Genomic DNA, 18,582 nt, shown 5'->3' with positions numbered 1-18,582 from the left:
CCCCCTCGCCGCTTCCCCCCTCCCCTGAGTGCCGCGCGGTGGAGCGGACCCTGGACGCCACCCTGCGCGCCCCCGACGAGCCCACCGTCGTGGCCGAGGCCCGCAAGCGGCTGGACGCCTGTGACAAGCCGCCCCCGCGCGCCTGTGAGCTGGGCGGAGCGCTGGCCGCCCGAGCCCCCTTCACCCAGGGGGCGGACACCCCCATGCGGGGGCTGCTCGCCGCCCTCTGCGAGCGCTGTCCCTCCAGGGTCAACGCCTGCGCGCAGACCGTGGCCCGTGCCCTGCTGGACACCGCCGTCGGTCAAGCGCCGAACATCCCCGAGCTCCAGTGGAGCCTGGAGCACGCGGGCCCAGGCACCCCGGCGGCCTGTGATTCCATCGTCCGACTGGGGCTCGCCCCCGCCGCCCAGGCCTCCGTCGACCTGCCCCCCACCGTGCGCACGCTCCTGGATGGACTGGTGTCCCGCTGCGCGAGCGCGGACCTGCTGCCCCTGTCCGTGCTGCGCGCGGCCGCCGCCCAGCAAGGCGCCCGGGCCCCGGCGCTGCTCACGGCGGCCAGCGCGAAGCCGGTGGAGACCGCGCCGGTGAAGCCGGATCAGCTCCTGGGGGCCCAGCCCGCGTTCCAGGCATTCGATGGAGACCCCCTCACGGGAGTCCCGGTGAGCAACGCGAGGCGGGGCACGCGCTGGTCGGCGGACGGAGCGCTGCGCGCGGGCTACGCGCCCACGCTCAAGCACCTGGTGGGGTTCCGTGTCCGGGCGCAAGGCCCGGGCTCCCTGCGAGCCATCGTCCGCACGCCGAAGGGCGTGGGCTTGAATGATCCAGAGGGAGGCTTCTCGTTCGTCAATCCCACCGTGTGCCAGTTTCGTGGCACGGGCGAGTGGGAGACCTGCAACCCCGCCGCGCCCCTGGTCGATGTGGACGCGGTCAGCGTGTTCCCCGAGAGCGCGGACGGCAAGCTCCTGGAGCTGGAGATCCTCGGCGCGCGCTGAGCGCCGACGGCGTCAGGCGACCAGGCCGCGGTCCTTGGCGAGTTGGAAGATGGGCGCCGCGTCCTTCTTCAGGACGGCGCTGACGTCCTTGACGATGGACTCGCCCGACTTCGCGACCGAGAGGAAGTTGTCGAAGGTCCGGGTGAGGATGAGCACGCCGGAGATGATGACGCGCTGGAGGTTGTGTTGCAGGTCCGTGCCCTCGTAGATGAGCCACGCCTGCTCGACACACGTCTTCCTCGCATCCACGAGGAAGTTGTTGAGGATGGTGCGCTCGTTCGCGTCGGGAACCTTGGACTTCGGGCTCACGGAACCAATGTAGATGAGACGCGAGTTGAGCCGCGTCGAGGCCTCCTCCATCTGAGCCAGCATCGCCGCGACGTCCTCCTTGGTCGGAGGATTCTGCCAGCGGGAGAAGATGACTCGGTCGATGAGCTCTGCCTTGTACGTGGTGGGGCCGTTCACGATGCCTCCGGTGAGGCGGACGGTTTCGATGCCAAGAAGCGCCCGGCCGGCGTTCTCCACAGCGCCGCGCGTCTGGATGTGTAGCAGGAACACTCCTTTCGTTGAAGAGAGTCACTGCTGCACGCGATCACTCCACCGTCGCAATCCTGCTGTCCGTATGCAGCCGTGACGGACAAATCCATCCGGGTCGACGCTGACACGGCCTGAAAACGGGGTTTGATACGTGGAATGCCCTGATAGCCCTGTGTCCTGCTCACGCGAGGTGAGCCTCGCTCATCCAGCATTGCCGGGAAGTTTTGGCTTCGCGGCACGACGTGCGAGCACGGCCTTCACGTCTTCCAGGGAGAGCCCGAGCGGCCTCACCGCGACGAGGAGGTGGTAGAGGAGGTCGGCTGCCTCCTCGGCGGCGCGTCCGGCGTCCGCATCCGCGCAGGCCGTCACCAGCTCCGCGGCCTCCTCGCCCAGTTTCTTGAGACGCAGGTTGCGGTCCGCGAGCAGGCGGCGCGTGTAGCTGGGTTTTTCGCCCGGGGCATCGGGTCGGGTCGCGCGCTCGGCGAGGGTGGCATCCAGCGCGGCCAGCGCGTCTCCCCCTCCGGGACCGAAGCACGTGGTCTCGCCGGTGTGACAAGCCGGCCCGGCTTTCTCGACGCGGGCGAGGACCGCGTCACCGTCGCAGTCCGCGCGCAGGGACACCACCTGCTGCGTGTTCCCGCTGGTGGCGCCCTTGTGCCAGAGGCCACGCGAGCGCGAACGGTAGTGCATCTGCCCCGTGGCGAGGGTGCGCTCCAGTGCCTCGCGGTCCGCGTGCGCCACCATCAACACATCACCGGTGCGCGCGTCTTGAGTCACCACCGTCACCAGGCCACCGCCCTTGGTGAAGTCGAGTCGGTCCAGGTCCAGAATCACGTGGCCTCCGTCGCGCCCAGGCGCTCACGGGTGAATGTGGCCAGGGCCGCGTTGGTGGCGATGCCGTTGCCACCGAAGGAGGTCCGCCGCCCGGTCCAGTCGGTGAAGACGCCTCCGGCTTCTTCGATGATGGGCTGGAGCGCGGCGGCATCCCAGGGCGAAAGCAGCTCGTCCACCATGACCTCCGCTCGGCCCGTGGCTACCAGCAGATAGCCGTAGCAATCGCCCCAGGTGCGGGAGATGGCCGCGTCGAGGGTGAAGCGGCGCCAGGCTTCTCCGCGCTCGGGATGCTGACGGAAGCGCTCGTCCGTGGAGAGCACCACCGCGCGAGACAAGTCCGCCTGCTCGGACACTCGCGCGAGCTTGTCGTTCCAGAAGCAACCTTCCCCTGGCGCAGCCACCAGCAGCTCGCTCACGGCGGGGAAGTACGCGGCGCCCACGAGGATGCGCTCCCCTTCCGCCAGTGCCACCAGGGTTCCCCATAGAGGTACGCCCCGGATGAAGGTCTTTGTTCCATCGATGGGGTCCAGAATCCATCGGCGCCGCGCGCCCGGCCGTGTCTCCCCGAACTCTTCACCGAGGATGCCGTCGTCCGGAAAACGTGCTTCCAGCCATTCGCGTGCGGTCTGCTCCGCCGTGCGGTCCGCCACCGTGACGGGCGTCCCGTCGCTCTTGGTATCCACCGCGATGCCGCCGCGGAAGTAGCCCAGCGCCACGTCCCCGGCCTTGCGCGCGACTTCGGCCGCCGCCTGCATCAAGCCCTGTGCGCTCGTCATGTCGTGCTCCGGATGGGAAGGCCTCTGAAGGCGCTCGGCGCCACGTCTCCCGAATTGCGTGCGACTTCAGCCGCCTGCATCAAGCCCTGTGCGCTCGTCATGTCGTGCTCCGGATGGGGCGTCTGCTGACGACGCTTTGCGTCACGTCTTCCACCTCGCAGGCAACTTCCACCACCTGCATCAAGCCCTGTGCGCTCGTCATGTCGTGCTCCGGATGGGAAGGCCGCTCGCTCGGAGCAGCGATTTGATGGCCCCTACCGTGGTGAGCCCATCGTGAAGGATGCCCGCAACGAGCGCCGCGTCCGCGCCGCCACGCGTGAGTCCGTCCCGCACGTGCTCCGCGTTACCCGCCCCTCCGGACGCGATGACGGGCACATCCACCGCGTCCGCCACCGCGCGCGTCAGCTCCAGGTCGTAGCCCGAGCGGGCACCGTCCTGGTCGATGCTGGTGAGGAGCACTTCACCCGCACCTCGCGCCACACACTCACGCGCCCAGGCCACCGCTTCCAGCTCCGTGGGCTTGCGCCCACCATGCGTGTGGACACGCCAGCGCGAACCCTCTTTCCGAGCGTCGATGCTCGCCACCACGCACTGCGCTCCGAATCGCTCCGCGCACTCCGTGAGCACCTCCGGCCGGGCCACCGCCGCCGAGTTGATGCTCACCTTGTCCGCGCCAGACCGAAGCGCACGCCCCACGTCCTCCACCGTGCGGACGCCTCCCCCCACCGTCAACGGGATGAACAGTCGCTCCGCCGTGCGCCGCACCAAATCCCAGAGCGTGTCACGCTCCTCGGCGCTCGCGGAGATGTCGAGGAACGTCACCTCGTCCGCGCCCTCCTGCTCGTAGCGCAGGGCCAACTCCACCGGGTCTCCCACGTCGCGGAGACCCTCGAAGCGAACGCCCTTCACCACCCGGCCGCCCTTCACGTCCAGACAGACGATGAGTCGTCGCGTCAGCATCAGAGCACCTCCAGGGCCACGGAGCCCTTCATGCTGAACACGGTGCCGGAGTCCACCATCGCATCCCGCAGCGCGAGCCCCAGTGCCTTGAACGCCGCCTCGGTGACGTGGTGACTGTCCTTCCCTCGCAGCACCCGCAGGTGCAGCGTCACCTTCGCGTGCTCGCAGAACGAGCGCATCCAGTGCTCGTAGAGCCGATTCTTCAGCGGCCCCTGGTAGAAAAACCGTCCGCCCGCGTCGAGGCACGCCTGCACCAGCGCGTCATCCATGGGGAGCGTGCGCTCCGCGAAACGAGCCGCTGTCGCTGGAATCACCCGCTGCACCGCCGTCCCCAAAGTAATCGCCACGTCCTCCATCAGGTGGTGCGTGAGGTCGCCACGAGCGTGCAGCTTCAAGTCGAGTCCTGCGTAGCGCGCGAAGGTGGAGAGCATGTGGTCGAAGAACTTGAGCCCCGTGTCCACCTGCGTGCTCCCCCGGCCCACCGAAAGCTCCACGCGGATCCGCGTCTCCTTCGTCTCTCGAGTGACAGTGGTCATTTCGCGAACTCCAGCGCGACGTCGCGCGCATCCAGCCGCCCCGTGTACAGCGCCATCCCAATGACCGCCCCGTACGCGCCCACCGAGGCCAGCGCCCTCAAGTCGTCCAGCGTCGTCACGCCGCCCGACGCGTAGAGCCGGTGACGGCTGCGAACCACCACCTCTCGCATCAGCGACAGGTCAACACCCTCGAGCTGCCCCTCCTTGTGGACCGCGGTCACCAGCAGGCCACCGAGCGGCAACGGCTCCAGCGCCGCGAGCACATCGCCCACCGTCATGCCACTGCCCGCCGTCCAGCCTCGCGTCACCACCTCGCGGCCTCGCACGTCCGCAGCAACCACCACGCGGCCTGGATGACGGCTCGCGACGTCGGCCAACCACGCCGCGTCCTCGATGGCCCGAGTCCCCACCACCACGGCCGAGGCGCCCCCTTCCAGCAGCGCCTCCACCCGCTCCAGCTCTCGCACACCCCCGCCCACGGTGAACGTGAGCCCCGGCTCGTGCGCGGTAAGTCGCGCCACGGCCTCGGCATTGGAACCCCGGCCCAGCGCCGCATCCAGGTCGACCACGTGGAAGGCCCTGAAGCCGAAGGCGCGCCATCGCAGCAGCGCCTCCAGCGGGTCCTTCACCCGCACCCGCTCGTCTTCATACGAACCTCCAACGAGCTGCACACACGCGCCTTCGCGCAGATCGATCGCGGGAATCGCCCTCATGACGCCACCTCCCGCAAGAAGGCCCGCACGAAGGCGACACCCGAAGACGAAGACTTCTCGGGATGGAACTGCACGCCCACCACCCGGCCGCGTCGAACCACCGCGGGGAAGCGGTCTTCCTCGTGCGTCGTCCACCCCGTCACCACCGACGCGTCCTCCACGCGGCAGACGAAGCTGTGCGCGTAGTACGCGGTGTCCAGCTTCGCCCCCGACAACGTGCGGTCGCCCTCCACCTGGTTCCAGCCAATCTGCGGCACGCGTCGCGATGTCAGCCGCGTCACCCGTCCGGCGAAATAGCCCAGGCCCGCGCCCTCTCCCTCGTCGCTCGAATCGAACAGCAACTGCATGCCCAGGCAGATGCCCAGGCAGGGCAGGCCCTTCTCCAATGCCGAGCGCATCGCATCCCGCCCGGGCGCCAGTCGCGCCGCCGCCGAGCCAAAGGCGCCAACACCGGGCAGCACGAGCACATCCGTATCCACCGCACGCGCCGGGCTCTCCTCCACGCGAACGTCGACGCCCTCCTCCGTGGCCAGGGCCTTGGTCAGCGAGTGCAGGTTGCCAGCGCCGTAGTCGAACAAGGTGACTCTCATCGCAAGGACTCCCGCAGCGCCACGAGCGCCGCCTCCAGCAAGGGCCACGGTCCACTGCCGATTCGGAGCGCATCTCCGACCCCGGTCAGCCCCTGGAACGCCCTCACGTTCACGTCACGCTCCCGCATCCGCTCCGCAACCCCTGGCGCTCCGGGCAGCGGCACCATCAGGAAGTTGCCCTCGGACGGCAGCGGCTTCAGCCCCAGCGCCACCAGCCCGCCCCGCAGGCGCTCCCTGTTCTCCACCGCCTCCTCCACCCGAGCACGCACCCAACCCGCGTCCTCGCGCAGCACTGCCACGGCCATCGCTTCCGCGAGCGTCGTCAGCTTGTACGGCCCCCGTGCCTTCTCGACTTCGGCCACGAGCTTCGGGTGGCCCACCGCCCACCCCACGCGCATCCCCGCGAGCCCGAAGGCCTTCGAGAACGTGCGCGTCACCAGCACGTTCGAGCACGTGCGCGCCAGGTCCAGGAAGCCGGGCCCGCGCGCGAAGTCGGCATAAGCCTCGTCGATGATGACCAGCCCCGGCGCACGCTCCACCACGCGCTCCACCGCCGCGCGCGACAGCACCGTGCCCGTGGGGTTGTTCGGTGAGCACAGGTAGATGACCTTCGCCCCCGTGGACACCAGCCACTCGGGCTCCACGTCGAAGTCCGCGCGCAGGGGCACCGCCGCCGTCCGCAGTCCGTTCACCTGCGCGAACAGCGGCATCATCACGAACGTCGGGTCTTGAAACACAAGCAACTCACCCGGCTCCAAGAACGCTCGCAGCACGCTGTCGAGGACGTCATCGGAGCCGCAGCCCGTCGTCACGCACTCTGCCGTCACACCGAGCTGCTCGGCCAGCACGCCGCGCAGGTCGGGCGCATAGCCCCGGGGATAGCGCGAGAGCGACTCCAGGGAGGACTCACGCAGCACTCGCTCCGCGGCGGGAGGCACCCCGAAGAGGTTGGTGTTGTCGCTCAGGTCCACGCGACAGGGCCGCTTCGCGGGCGAATACAACGGGATGTCCCGATAGGATGCACGCGTGGGAATCATTCGGCCCTCCAGGCCCGCGCGGCGTCCGCGTGCGCGAAGAGGCCCTCACTGTCCGCAAGCAGTCCCACGTCGTCCGCCAATGCCTGGGACGCCGCGCGCTCCACGCGCTGGTAGGTGGTCCATCGGTAGAAGTCGAGCAGGTTGAGTCCCGAGTAGGCCCTCGCCAGCCCCGCCGTGGGCAGCACGTGGTTGGAGCCCGTCATGTAGTCGCCGTAGGCCACCGAGGAGCGCTCCCCCAGGAAGACCGTGCCCGCGTTGCGCACTCGCGCCAGGTCCGCCGAAGGCGCGGCGGTGGCGAGCAGCAGGTGCTCCGGCGCGAAGTCCGCGACGAAGGGCCACGCCTCCTCCAGCGACGCCACACTCAACACCGCGCCACGTGAGCGCAGTGCGGCGGCGACAATCTCCTCGCGCTTCGCACCCAGTGACAGGCGCCGCACCTGCTCCGCGATGGCCTCCGCCACCCCTTCGCCTCGCGCCACCGTCACGCAGGCCGCATCCGGGTCGTGCTCCGCCTGCGCCAGCATCTCCCGCGCCACCGCGACCGGACTCGCCGTCTCGTCCGCGACGACGAGGATTTCACTCGGCCCCGCAGGCGCTTCGATGGCCACCGCGCCCACCACCTGGAGCTTGGCCTCCGCCACGTAGGCGTTGCCCGGCCCGACGATGCGGTCCACCCGGGGGACACTCTCCGTGCCGTACGCCATGGCAGCCACCGCGCCCGCTCCGCCCAGCGCGAAGACCCGGTCCGCGCCCGCCAGCACCGCCGCCGCCAACACGCTCGCGTGGGGCAGACCGTCCGGCCCCGGAGGCGAGCAGACGATGACCTCGCCCACCCCCGCGACCTTCGCCGGCACCACCCCCATCAACACGCTGCTCGGATACACCGCCCGGCCTCCCGGTGCGTACACTCCGACGCGGCCCAGGGGGTCCGGCCTCCGGCCCACCAGCACACCGGGCTCCGTCTCCACTTCCACCGCGCGTGGCCGCTGCGCCTCGTGCGCCCGCGCGATATTCCGCGCCGCGCGACCCAGGGCCCGCGCCACCGACGGGTCCAATGATTCGAGCGCCTGCTCACAACGCGCGCGGGGGACCTCCAGTGCGGACAACTCCGCGCGGTCGAACTGGCGCGCCATCTCGAAGAGCGCCCAGTCCCCATCCAGCCGGACCCGGGCGATGAGCTCCCTCACCCGGGCGGAGATGCGCGCGTCCACATCCCCGCCTCGCTGCAGCAATCGGAGCCGATCCTCGCGGGACAGGCTGGCCAGCGGTCCGCGATAGCGGAGGAACGAAGGAAGCGGCGTCATCACGCCACCAGCCTTTCGATGCGCGTGACGAGGATGCCCTCGCAGCCCAGGGCCTTCAGGGCGTTGACGGTGCGGTAGATGGTCTTCGCCGCCACCACCGCGTGCACCGCGACGAACGTCCCTCCGTCCAGCACGTCCACCACCGTGGGGCCATTGAGTCCGGGCAGCACCTCGCGCACCCCCGCGAGCGAGTCCCTGGGGACGTTGGCCATGAGGTAGCGCTTGCCCCGCGCCGCCAGCACCGAGCCCAGCGCCAGCTTCAGTTCGTCCAGCCGCTTGCGCGCCTCCGGGACGTTCGTCTTGCTCGAAACCAGTCGCGCGCTGGACTCCAGCACCGTGGCTACCTCGCGCAGGCCGTTCATCTTCAGCGTGGAGCCCGTGGACGTCAGGTCCACCACGATGTCCGCGATGCCCAGGTGCGGAGCAATCTCCGCCGCACCCGAGACGGGAACCACGGTGATGCTCTGCCCTCGCCGCGCGAAGTAGTCCTGCGTCAGCCGGGGGAAACACGACGCCACCCGCATGCCGTCTCGCACGTCGTTGGAGTGGGTGATGCCGCTCTCCTCGCGCGCCGCCACGACGAGCCGGCACTTGCCGAACTCCAGGTCCATCAGGTGCTCGAGCTCCCGCCCCGCCTCGCTCACGAGATCCCATCCCGTGACGCCCGCATGCGCCGCGCCGTCCGCGACGAACTCCGGGATGTCCTGGGCGCGCACGAAGATGGCCTCGAACTCGCCTCCGAGCGACGCGGTGAGTGCGCGCTCTCCTCTGCCGCGCACCTCCAGGCCCGCATCGTTGAAAAGTTCACGAACCTCTTCGGAAAGGCGGCCTTTGTTGGGAAGAGCGATCTTCAGCAACATGGGTAGACCTGCTGGGGGCTGCGGGGGAATCGAAGGCCGCGCGGAAACGAAAAAAGGCCCGTCCGGGGGAGGACGGGCCTTCATTCGCTGCGGCAGGTGCCGGGAGGGTGGTGCGTCTAGTGGCTCACCCAGGCATGCGCGTGGCGAACGGTCCCGTCGGGGCCGAGCCGATGATGCGCATGATGGGGATGCACGGAAGAGAAACGCACGGCCCCATCAGTAATGGCAAAGGCCCCCGCCGTCAACCCGACCTCTGGGCTCCCTGTCCAAGTCGCTTGCAAACCCTCGACGGGGCGAGCAGGAAAGAAGTCCATGCGAGTTTCGGACGTCATCATCGTGGGTGGGGGAATCATGGGCTGCGGCATCGCGCTGCGGCTGCGGCAAGCCGGCGCGCGCGTCACCGTCCTGGAGCGCTCCATCCCCGGCGCGGAGGCCAGCAGCGCCGCCGCCGGCATGCTCGCTCCACAGATGGAGTCCGACGGCCCCGGCCCCTTCCTCGAGCTGTGCCTGAAGAGCCGCGCCCTCTATCCCGCCTTCGCCGACGAGCTGCGCGAGCTGTCCGGCGTGGACATCGCCTACCGCCCCAGCGGCGTCCTCAAGGTCGCCTTCAGCGAAGCGGCGGTGCAGCACGTGGAAGCCACCGTGCTGTGGCAGCGCGGCATGGGCCTGCGCGCGGACGTGCTCGACGGTGCCCAGGCCCGCGCATTGGAGCCGCGCCTCTCCTCGAAAGCCGTCGCCGCCGCCCACTTCCCGGATGACCACCAGGTGGACAACCGGCTCCTCGTCCGCGCGCTGACGATGGCCGCCGCGCGCGTGGGCGCCGAGTTCCGAAGCGGCTACGTGCGCGGCATCGTTCACGAAGCGGGCCGCGCGGTGGGCGTGGACCTGGATGGCGAGGTGCTGCGCGCGGACGCGGTGGTGCTCGCCGCCGGCTCCTGGTCCTCGCTCGTCCAGGGCGCGGGCGTGGAGGCGAAGGCGGTGCGCCCCGCGCGTGGGCAGATGATTCAGCTCCAGACGCGCCTTCCCCTGATCCAGCGCATCCTCACGTCGGAGAAGGGCTACGTCGTCCCCCGCGCGGACGGCCGCGTCATCGCCGGCAGCACCATGGAGCTGGTGGGCTTCGACAAGCAGGTGACCGCGGCGGGCCTGGCCCGCATCCTCGACATGGCCCTGGAGCTGTGCCCGGAGCTCGGGTCCGCCCCCATCACCGAGACGTGGGCCGGCTTCCGCCCCTGGACGGAGGACAAGCGGCCCTACCTCGGAGAGGGCCCCACCCCAGGCCTCTTCCTCGCCACCGGACACTTCCGCAACGGCATCCTCCTGGCCCCCATCACCGCGAAGCTCGTGGCCGAGGCCGTCCTCGGAGAGCGGACCACCCTGGACCTCGCGCCTTTCCGCCATGACCGCGCGAGTACGAGGGCCCAGGCCTGAAGGCTCGACTTCCTCCCAGGACCCGTCCACGCCTGCCCGGCCGCCCTCCCTCCCAGGGTCGTCTTCCGGACCAGCGCACTGGACTGTCAACCTGCAAGTGGAGGAAGGTGGTAATTTCCCTGACTCATTCGCCATTGAAACCCGGAAACCTTTAGAATCTCCCGCCGTGGAAGCCATCCCCCCTGCCCCACCCCGAATCCTCATCGTCGACGATGACGACTCTGTCCGAGACGTCATCTCCGTCCTCCTGCGTGAAGAGGGCTACAACTGCGTCGTCGCGAGCGGCGCCGAGATGGCGCTGGACGTGGCTGGCGAGGAGGACACCCCGCTCGTCATCAGCGACATGAAGATGCCGGGCAAGGACGGCCTCTGGCTGTTGGAGAACCTGCGAGAGCGACTGCCGGACACGTCCGTCATCATGCTCACCGGCTATGGCGACACGGAGTCCGCGGTGGACTGCCTGCGCCGGGGCGCGGTGGACTACCTGCTCAAGCCACCGAAGCTCACGGACCTCATCCGAGCCATCGAGCGTGCGCTCGCCAAGCGCCGCATCGAGATGGCCCGCAAGCGCTACCAGAAGAAGCTGGAGCGCAAGGTGAGAGATCGCACCGCGGAGCTGCGCAGCGCGCTGCACAACATCGCCAACACCTACCAGAACACGCTTCTGGCGCTGGTGGCCGCGTTGGACGCGCGCGAGCACGAGACGAGCGACCACTCGCAGCGCGTGGTCAGCTACACGTCCGCCATCGCCGGCCGGATGAGCATCTCCGGCAAGGACCTGGAGGAGATTGGCCGCGGCGCGCTCCTGCACGACATCGGCAAGATTGGCGTGCCGGACGCGGTGCTGCTCAAGCCGGGCAAGCTCACGCCGGACGAGTGGCTGGAGATGCGCAAGCATCCGGAGATTGGCTTCCAGATGATCCAGGCCATCCCGTTCCTCTCCACGCCCTCCGCCATCGTCCTGTCGCACCAGGAGCGCTGGGACGGCGCGGGCTACCCGCGCGGCCTCCAGCGGCAGGAGATCCACATCGGCGCGCGCATCTTCGCCGTGGCGGACACGCTGGACGCGATGACGAGCGACCGGCCGTACCGCAAGGGCACCTCGTTCGCGAACGCCATCCAGGAGATCCGCCGCTGCGCCAACACCCAGTTCGACCCGGAAGTCGTCCGGGCGTTCCTGGACATCGGCGAAGAGGGTCTCATCCGCATCAAGGAGGAGATGGCGCTGCGGAAGCTCAATCTTCCCGTGGCCGAGCAGGAGGCGAACGAGGCCGAGGCGGAGCTGGCGCGTCTGACGGACCTGGACGATGACCTGGAGCCCGCGCCGGTCGCCCCGCGTGCCGCCTCGAGCGAGCCCGTCGAAGTGAAGGTGCCGATCATCCGGTCGGCCACGGGGAGCGAGGGCTGAGCCCCTCACGCTGGGGGGATTGAGATGAACGTCCCCCTGGCGGCTGTTATGAGGTCAGGCCGCCCGTGACGACGCCCGCACTCCAGACGGATCCGCTCGCCCCTCCCCTGCTGGATGCGCAGGGGCGCCGCATGACGTACCTGCGGCTGAGCATCACGGACCGCTGCAACTTCCGCTGCACGTACTGCTCTCCCGCGTCCTGGGGCGGCAAGAAGGACCTGCTGAACGCGGAGGAGCTGGGACGCATCGCCGGCATCTTCGCCGCGCTGGGCATCCGCCGCGTGCGCCTCACCGGCGGTGAGCCGCTCATCCGTCCGGACATCCTGGAAATCGCCCGGCGCATCGCCAGCATCCCAGGCGTGCGGCACCTGGCCATCACCACCAACGCCAGCCACCTGGAGGCCCTCGCGGCCCCGTTGCGCGAGGCCGGTGTCGACCAGCTCAACCTCAGCCTGGACACGCTGTCCCCGGAGACGTTCCGCCGCATCTCCAAGCAAGGGGACTTCGACGCCATCCTCCGGGGCATCGACGCGGCGGCGGCCTCCCACTACGCCTCGCTCAAACTCAACGTCGTGGTGATGCGGGGCGTGAACGACGGCGAGGCCCGCGCGCTGGTGGAGTACGCGCACGCGCGCGGCATCACCCCGCGATTCATCGAACTGATGCCCTTTGGCCAGGGCGTTCCAGTGCCCACCGCCGAGCTGATGGACCGGCTGCGCGGAGAGGGCCTGGACCTCTCCGCCGAGCCCGAGGAGACCGGCGCCGCCGCCGACTCCGTCACCTCCGGTCCCGCGCGCTACTGGAAGGCGCCAGGTGGCCGCGTGGGCTTCATCTCGCCGCTGACCCAGAACTTCTGCGGCGGGTGCAACCGCGTGCGCGTGGCCTCGAATGGCGACCTGCGCAGTTGCCTGGGCGGCCGCGCACAGGCGCCGCTGCATCAGCTCATCCGAGGTGGGGCCACGGACGTGGAGCTGGCACGGGCCATCCGCGCCGCCCTGGGCGACAAGCCCGAGGGCCACCGCTTCACCGAGCCCGGCAACGGCGCCACGCTGCTGTCCATGATGGGCATCGGCGGCTGAAGGCCCGCACCGGCGCCACGCTGCTGTCCATGATGGGCATCGGCGACTGAAGGCCCGCACCACCGGCGCCATGCTGCTGTCCATGATGGGCATCGGCGGCTGAAGGCCCGCACCGGCGCCACGCTGCCACCCAAGCGGGGCCGAGACCGCGCTGCCTCGTCGCGAGGATGCACCCGAGTGCTCGCCGCTCGCGTGTCCCCTGAAAAGACGACGGGCGGGCCCGCGCGCTCGCGCCTGGCCCGCCCGAGTGGCCGCGGGCTCCCCGAAGGGAGCCGCCGCCGTGCCGACTACTTCACCAACCGAATGGCGAACGGGTACCGGTACAGCTGCCCCTCGTTCGCCTTCAGCCCGCCGATGATGCCGAACACCAGCGCCAGGATGCCGACGATGGGCAGCAACACCAGGCCGATGCCGATACACGACGTGGCGACGCCGACGAGGCCGGCGATGAAGAGGGTGATCTGGAAGTTCAGCGACTCCACCGAGTGCTCGCGAACAAAGGACGACTCCTTGCCCTTGGTCAGCATCAGCACCAGCGGAACCGCGAAGCCCAGGCCCACGAAGTTGGCCAGGATGGTTCCCATGTGGGCGATCAGCCCCATCGTCTTCTCATCCTGGGTCGGCATCGGAGTGCCGGTGATGTACGAACCCACTTGCTCCCGCGGCGGAGTCTCCATGAAGTATCCCCTCCAGATAATCGAGGGCGCGTGCACCGCGCCCATGCCTGCCTAACATGACATGCACCCACTCTCATTGTCACGTCTCGGACAGGTGATGTAGCAGGTCGTTTGACGCCCTCGATTCCTGGCTTCGTGGCTCAGCGATACAACTCGCTGCCTGCCTTCCGGAATTCCTCACTCTTCTGTTCCATCCCCGAGTCGAGCGCGGTGGCGTCGGTGACGCCCAGCTTCTCCGCGTAGTCGCGAACATCCTGGGTGATTTTCATGGAGCAGAACTGGGGCCCGCACATGGAGCAGAAGTGGGCGACCTTGGCGCCGTCGGCGGGCAGCGTCTCGTCGTGGAAGGCGCGGGCGCGCTCGGGGTCCAGGGAGAGGTTGAACTGGTCCTCCCAGCGGAACTCGAAGCGGGCCTTGGAGAGCGCGTTGTCGCGAGCCTGAGCGCCCGGATGCCCCTTGGCCAGGTCGGCGGCGTGCGCGGCGATCTTGTACGTGATGACGCCTTCCTTCACGTCGTCGCGGTCCGGCAGCCCCAGGTGCTCCTTCGGCGTCACGTAGCAGAGCATCGCGGTGCCGAACCAACCAATCATCGCCGCGCCAATGCCGCTGGTGAAGTGGTCATACCCCGGCGCGATATCCGTGGTGAGGGGCCCCAGCGTGTAGAACGGCGCCTCGCCGCACACCGCCAGCTGCTTCGTCATGTTCTCCTGGATGAGGTGCATGGGCACGTGGCCCGGGCCTTCGATCATCGTCTGCACGTCGTGCTTCCAGGCGATCTTCGTCAGCTCGCCCAGCGTCTCCAGCTCGCCGAACTGCGCCGCGTCGTTCGCGTCGGCGATGGAGCCCGGCCGCAGCCCGTCACCCAGACTGAAGCTGACGTCGTACGCCTTCATGATCTCGCAGATCTCCTCGAAGTGCGTGTAGAGGAAGTTCTCCTGGTGGTGGGCCAGGCACCACTTCGCGAGGATGGATCCGCCCCGGCTGACGATGCCCGTCAGTCGCTTCGCGGTGAGCGGCACGTAGCGCAGCAGCACGCCGGCGTGGATGGTGAAGTAGTCCACGCCCTGCTCGGCCTGCTCGATGAGCGTGTCGCGGTAGATCTCCCACGTGAGGTCCTCCGCCTTGCCACCCACCTTCTCCAGCGCCTGATAGATGGGCACCGTGCCGATGGGCACCGGCGCGTTGCGGAGGATCCACTCGCGCGTCTCGTGGATGTTCCGGCCCGTGGACAGGTCCATCACCGTGTCCGCGCCCCAGCGGATGGACCAGACCATCTTCTCCACCTCCTCCTCGATGGAGGACGAGACGGCGGAGTTGCCGATGTTGGCGTTGATCTTCACCAGGAAGTTGCGGCCGATGATCATCGGCTCCAGCTCCGGGTGATTGATGTTCGCGGGGATGATGGCGCGGCCCCGGGCAATCTCGTCGCGCACGAACTCCGGGGTGATGACGCGGGGGATGGACGCGCCCCACGAGTGGCCCGGGTGCTGCGCGGACAACGACGCGTCCATGCGCAGGTTCTCTCGCAGCGCCACGTACTCCATCTCCGGGGTGATGATGCCGCGCCGGGCGTAGTGCAACTGGGTGACGTTGACGCCCTGGCGTGCCACGCGCGGCTTGCGGCGGTGGCCGAAGCGCAGCCCCGCGAGCCTCGGGTCCGCCTCGCGCTCCTTGCCGTAGTCGGAGGTGATTCCCGCCAGCTCCTCCGTGTCATCGCGACGCAGCACCCAGGCCTCGCGCGTGGCGGGCAGGCCCTGGCGCAGGTCGATTCGCGCCTCCGGGTCCGTGTACGGACCGCTGGAGTCATAGACGAGCACGGGGGGATTCGACGTCACCCGGGCATCCGCGCCCGGTCCGTGCCGCGTGGGGGTTTGACTGATTTCCCGCACGGGGACTCGCAAGTCGGGGTGCAGCTCCCCACTCACGAACACCTTGCGCGAGGCTGGCAGGGGGCCCTGGCTGATGCCTTCGAGCACCTTGCCATCGACCTTGAGGCTTCTGGACGCTCCGCTCATCTCTCTCTCCTCGAGGACGGGCGGGAAGGCAGACGGAAGCCCCCAGGGGGGTTCCGGGCCGCTTCCCTCCGCCGGTATGACCCGGTTCAGGTTCCAAGGGTTGGCCGCGCCACGCGGCCGTCTCAGCCCCTTACGAGGGGCACCCCTAGCGACTGGGTGAGCATCTAGCGCACAGCGGGACCGGCTTCAACCTGCCCGGTGGCCAGGGCTGGAAGCGCTCCAGTCAACACCGCTCGCGCAAGGAATGCGGGGCACCACACGAACGCGCAAACCTTGCGTGTACAGGGCGCTGAAATCGCCGTAGCCCGAGGGAATCCGGGCTGGCCCTTTCCATGCAGCGGCCCCCGGGAGTTCCACCTATCTACCGGGAGAGCGCCACATGCAGATCGTCGGAGAGCTGATGACACGCGAGGTGGTCGCGCTCAAGGAGACCCAGAACCTGGGCAAGGCGGAGGAGCTGCTGCGCCTGCACCGCATCCGGCACCTCCCCGTCGTCCGACAGGGAAAGCTCGTGGGCCTCATCTCCCACCGAGACCTGCTGAGGGCCGCGGCCACGCACGCGACGGACCCCGCCGCGCAGCCGCTGTGGGCCGCCGACATCATGACCCGGGACGTGACGACGGTGACGCCCGAGGCGTCGCTGCGCGATGCCGTGGTGCTGATGTTGCGCAACAAGTTCGGCTGCCTTCCCGTCGTCGGGCAGGACGGCGCGCTGCTCGGCATCGTCACCGAGGCGGACCTGGTGCGCTACGCGCAGCACCTCATCGAGGACAAGGACCGCCGCGAGCTGGCGAGGGAATTCAACGCGTAGGTCCCTCCTCCCCGCGTCCCTTGCAATGACCTCCCCACTCGCCTCGACACACGCGGACGCCGAGGCCCTGTCGACCAGCCTTCCCGAGGCCACCGTCGCGCCGTCGCCACGGCGTCGCTGGACCCGGCCCGTGCTCGCGATAGTGGGACTGGCCGCGGTGGCCGGGCTCGCGGGCTTCGGCGTGGACGGCGAGGTGGCATCGCGCACGGTGCTGGTGGCGGGCGTGTGCCTGGTGCTGTGGCTCACGGAGCTGGTGCCGCCCTTCGTGCCCACCCTGCTCCTGCTGGGCGCCACGCCGGTGGTGCTCGGTCCGCTGGGGCCGGAGTACCGGCTGTCCACCGTGCTCACCTGGGGCGTGGACCCGGTGCTCATTCTGTTCCTGGGTGGCTTCACGCTGGAAGTCGCGGCCATGCGCCACGGCCTCGACTCGGCGGTGGCGCGGCACGTCGTGCGCCTGTCGCGAGGCCGGCCCCGCCTCCTGCTGCTCCTCGTCATGGGCGGAGTGGCCTTCCTCTCCATGTGGATGTCCAACGTGGCCGCGGCGGCGATGATGCTCGCCGCGCTCAGGCCCGTGCTGCTTGCCTCACCTCCGGGCGCGCCGCTGCGGCCCGCCCTGCTCGCGGGAGTCGCGTTGGGCGCAAACCTGGGCGGCATGGCGACACCCGTGGGCAGCGGCCCCAATGCCCTCGCGGTGTCCGCCGCGAGCGCTCATGCGCACGTCACCTTCGCGGGCTGGATGGCGTTCGCCCTGCCCCTCACGGTGCTGATGCTGCTGCTCGGCTTCGGCCTGGTGCTCCTGCGCTTCCGCATGGGAGACGCGCTGACCTTGCCCGCACAGCCCGCCCGCACGCTCGATGCCTCCGGCCGACGCGTGCTCGCGGTGAGCGCCGCCTGCGTGGTCGCCTGGCTGTCGGAGCCGCTCCACGGCGTGCCCGCACCGGTGGTCGCCCTGGGCGCCACCGCGCTGCTGTTCGGCACCGGGCTTCTCAAACGCGAGGACCTGGGACGCCTGGACTGGTCCACCCTGCTGCTCATCGCCGGAGGGCTGGCGCTGGGAAAACTCCTGGAGCAGTCGGGCCTGGTGGCCCACGCGCTCGATGGCGCCCGGCTGGAGGCGTGGCCGCGCGAGGCGAGACTGGGGGCGCTGGTCATCGTCGCCGCGAGCCTGTCCGCGCTGATGAGCAACACCGGCACCGCCGCGCTGCTGATGCCCCTGGCCCTGAGCGTGGAACCCTCCGCGTCCACGCCCATCCTCGTCGCCATGGGGTGCTCGTTCGGCATCCCCTTCGCCATCAGCACCCCGCCCAACGCGATGGCCGCGGGCGAGGGGCTCGACACCTCCGAGCTGTTGAAACTGGGGCTTCCCCTCATGGTGGCCGGTTGTCTGCTGGTCAGCTGGACGGGCCCCCTGGTGCTACGTCTCTTTGGCCTGCCATGAGTTACCCTCGTCCGCCCGTCCGGGACTTCAGGGCGAATCCCCGGTCCACCATGAAGCACCTTCGCGGCACACGGGTTGTAAGGGCAATGCCGGAACAGGGCCCGGCGGAAGGAGCGCCCATGACGTCCGTGACCGTCACTGAGTACGAAACGCGTCTGTATTGGCAGGGCGAGCGAGGTGCCGTCCTGACGAGCGACCGTGCGCCGCCCGTCCCCATCGGCTTGCCGCTCGTCGAGCAGGGCCCAGCGGACGATGGACGCTGGGCACCGGAGACGTTGCTGGTGGGCGCGGTGGAGGGGCGCACGCTGCTGGCCTTCCTGGAGCGCGCACGCGAGGCGGACGTGACTGTCCTCTTCTACCAGAGCTGCGCGGTGGCCCGCGTGGTGAGCGGTCCCGGCCAGCCACCCCACCTCACCGACCTCATCGTCCGTCCCCACGTGGCCGTGGCCACCGACCTGGACGCGGAGGTGGTGCGCCTCATCTTCTCCGAGCTGCCCGCCCACTGCTTCCCCAGCTCGGTCATCCAGATCGCGCCGCGCATCGAAGCGGTGGTGGAGACGTGGCACGCCCGCGCCGCCAGCCCC

General features: G+C 69.6%; 19 protein-coding genes and 1 riboswitch. Of the genes, 7 read left to right on the top strand and 12 right to left on the bottom strand.

Going from position 1 to position 18,582, the window contains the following annotated elements:
• A partial coding sequence (locus tag FJV41_RS37395; protein WP_181791195.1) for a hypothetical protein occupies window positions 1-992 on the top strand: 992 nt, incomplete at its 5' end.
• Window positions 993-1,004: 12 nt separating this feature from the next.
• Here FJV41_RS37395 and FJV41_RS37390 read toward each other — a convergent pair.
• From FJV41_RS37390 to hisG, 10 genes are all read right to left on the bottom strand, one after another.
• Entirely contained in the window at window positions 1,005-1,550 is a 546-nt protein-coding gene (locus tag FJV41_RS37390) for a DofB protein (protein WP_246137656.1), read from the bottom strand.
• Between the two features lie 180 nt (window positions 1,551-1,730).
• Complete coding sequence (gene hisIE, locus FJV41_RS37385) at window positions 1,731-2,360, bottom strand: bifunctional phosphoribosyl-AMP cyclohydrolase/phosphoribosyl-ATP diphosphatase HisIE (RefSeq protein WP_174486497.1); 630 nt, start codon at window positions 2,358-2,360, stop codon at window positions 1,731-1,733.
• Window positions 2,360-3,139 (bottom strand): histidinol-phosphatase, encoded by a 780-nt coding sequence (gene hisN, locus FJV41_RS37380; protein ID WP_141647389.1) that lies wholly within the window; start codon window positions 3,137-3,139, stop codon window positions 2,360-2,362. Before hisN ends, hisIE begins: the two co-directional genes overlap by 1 nt.
• A 198-nt stretch (window positions 3,140-3,337) precedes the next feature.
• Window positions 3,338-4,099 carry an imidazole glycerol phosphate synthase subunit HisF gene (gene hisF, locus FJV41_RS37375; protein WP_141647388.1) on the bottom strand — a complete coding sequence of 254 codons (762 nt, stop codon included), beginning with the start codon at window positions 4,097-4,099 and terminating at the stop codon, window positions 3,338-3,340.
• The gene (locus tag FJV41_RS37370) at window positions 4,099-4,635 is read right to left on the bottom strand and encodes an imidazoleglycerol-phosphate dehydratase (protein ID WP_141647387.1); all 537 of its coding nucleotides are present in this window, start codon (window positions 4,633-4,635) and stop codon (window positions 4,099-4,101) included. Before FJV41_RS37370 ends, hisF begins: the two co-directional genes overlap by 1 nt.
• The gene (locus FJV41_RS37365) at window positions 4,632-5,348 is read right to left on the bottom strand and encodes a 1-(5-phosphoribosyl)-5-[(5-phosphoribosylamino)methylideneamino]imidazole-4-carboxamide isomerase (RefSeq protein ID WP_141647386.1); all 717 of its coding nucleotides are present in this window, start codon (window positions 5,346-5,348) and stop codon (window positions 4,632-4,634) included. Before FJV41_RS37365 ends, FJV41_RS37370 begins: the two co-directional genes overlap by 4 nt.
• Window positions 5,345-5,938 carry an imidazole glycerol phosphate synthase subunit HisH gene (hisH, locus tag FJV41_RS37360; protein ID WP_141647385.1) on the bottom strand — a complete coding sequence of 198 codons (594 nt, stop codon included), beginning with the start codon at window positions 5,936-5,938 and terminating at the stop codon, window positions 5,345-5,347. The genes FJV41_RS37365 and hisH overlap by 4 nt, the downstream gene beginning before the upstream one ends.
• Window positions 5,935-6,975 (bottom strand): pyridoxal phosphate-dependent aminotransferase, encoded by a 1,041-nt coding sequence (locus tag FJV41_RS37355; RefSeq protein WP_141647384.1) that lies wholly within the window; start codon window positions 6,973-6,975, stop codon window positions 5,935-5,937. The genes hisH and FJV41_RS37355 overlap by 4 nt, the downstream gene beginning before the upstream one ends.
• Window positions 6,972-8,279 carry a histidinol dehydrogenase gene (hisD, locus tag FJV41_RS37350; RefSeq protein ID WP_141647383.1) on the bottom strand — a complete coding sequence of 436 codons (1,308 nt, stop codon included), beginning with the start codon at window positions 8,277-8,279 and terminating at the stop codon, window positions 6,972-6,974. The genes FJV41_RS37355 and hisD overlap by 4 nt, the downstream gene beginning before the upstream one ends.
• Window positions 8,279-9,139, bottom strand: coding sequence for an ATP phosphoribosyltransferase (gene hisG / locus FJV41_RS37345; protein ID WP_141647382.1), 861 nt, complete (start codon window positions 9,137-9,139; stop codon window positions 8,279-8,281). Before hisG ends, hisD begins: the two co-directional genes overlap by 1 nt.
• 312 nt (window positions 9,140-9,451) lie before the next feature.
• Here hisG and thiO point away from each other — a divergent pair, with 312 nt between their 5' ends.
• The 3 genes from thiO to moaA all read left to right on the top strand — a co-directional run bounded on the left by thiO (window position 9,452) and on the right by moaA (window position 13,057).
• Window positions 9,452-10,570, top strand: coding sequence for a glycine oxidase ThiO (thiO, locus tag FJV41_RS37340; RefSeq protein WP_141647381.1), 1,119 nt, complete (start codon window positions 9,452-9,454; stop codon window positions 10,568-10,570).
• 166 nt (window positions 10,571-10,736) lie between these two features.
• A complete protein-coding gene (locus FJV41_RS37335) occupies window positions 10,737-11,978 on the top strand; it encodes an HD-GYP domain-containing protein (RefSeq protein WP_141647380.1) in 1,242 nt (413 codons plus the stop codon).
• Between the two features lie 65 nt (window positions 11,979-12,043).
• On the top strand, window positions 12,044-13,057 hold the full coding sequence (moaA, locus tag FJV41_RS37330) for a GTP 3',8-cyclase MoaA (protein WP_141647379.1): 1,014 nt from the start codon (window positions 12,044-12,046) through the stop codon (window positions 13,055-13,057).
• Between the two features lie 287 nt (window positions 13,058-13,344).
• Here moaA and FJV41_RS37325 read toward each other — a convergent pair whose 3' ends face one another.
• Both FJV41_RS37325 and thiC read right to left on the bottom strand, forming a co-directional pair.
• Window positions 13,345-13,734 carry a DUF4870 domain-containing protein gene (locus tag FJV41_RS37325; RefSeq protein ID WP_141647378.1) on the bottom strand — a complete coding sequence of 130 codons (390 nt, stop codon included), beginning with the start codon at window positions 13,732-13,734 and terminating at the stop codon, window positions 13,345-13,347.
• Between the two features lie 140 nt (window positions 13,735-13,874).
• Entirely contained in the window at window positions 13,875-15,749 is a 1,875-nt protein-coding gene (gene thiC / locus FJV41_RS37320; protein WP_141647377.1) for a phosphomethylpyrimidine synthase ThiC, read from the bottom strand.
• Window positions 15,750-15,795: 46 nt separating this feature from the next.
• Window positions 15,796-15,906: riboswitch (TPP riboswitch) on the bottom strand.
• Between the two features lie 222 nt (window positions 15,907-16,128).
• On the opposite strand from thiC, the gene FJV41_RS37315 reads away from it, so the two are divergent.
• From FJV41_RS37315 to FJV41_RS37305, 3 genes are all read left to right on the top strand, one after another.
• The gene (locus tag FJV41_RS37315) at window positions 16,129-16,560 is read left to right on the top strand and encodes a CBS domain-containing protein (protein WP_141647376.1); all 432 of its coding nucleotides are present in this window, start codon (window positions 16,129-16,131) and stop codon (window positions 16,558-16,560) included.
• Window positions 16,561-16,585: 25 nt separating this feature from the next.
• Window positions 16,586-17,998 carry an SLC13 family permease gene (locus FJV41_RS37310; RefSeq protein WP_141647375.1) on the top strand — a complete coding sequence of 471 codons (1,413 nt, stop codon included), beginning with the start codon at window positions 16,586-16,588 and terminating at the stop codon, window positions 17,996-17,998.
• A 119-nt stretch (window positions 17,999-18,117) separates the two neighbouring features.
• Window positions 18,118-18,582: OsmC family protein (locus tag FJV41_RS37305; protein WP_141647374.1), on the top strand; the 465-nt coding region annotated here is incomplete at its 3' end.

Source organism: Myxococcus llanfairpwllgwyngyllgogerychwyrndrobwllllantysiliogogogochensis (assembly GCF_006636215.1).
Taxonomy (GTDB): Bacteria; Myxococcota; Myxococcia; order Myxococcales; family Myxococcaceae; genus Myxococcus; species Myxococcus llanfairpwllgwyngyllgogerychwyrndrobwllllantysiliogogogochensis.
This window is presented reverse-complemented; position numbering and strand designations above follow the sequence as displayed.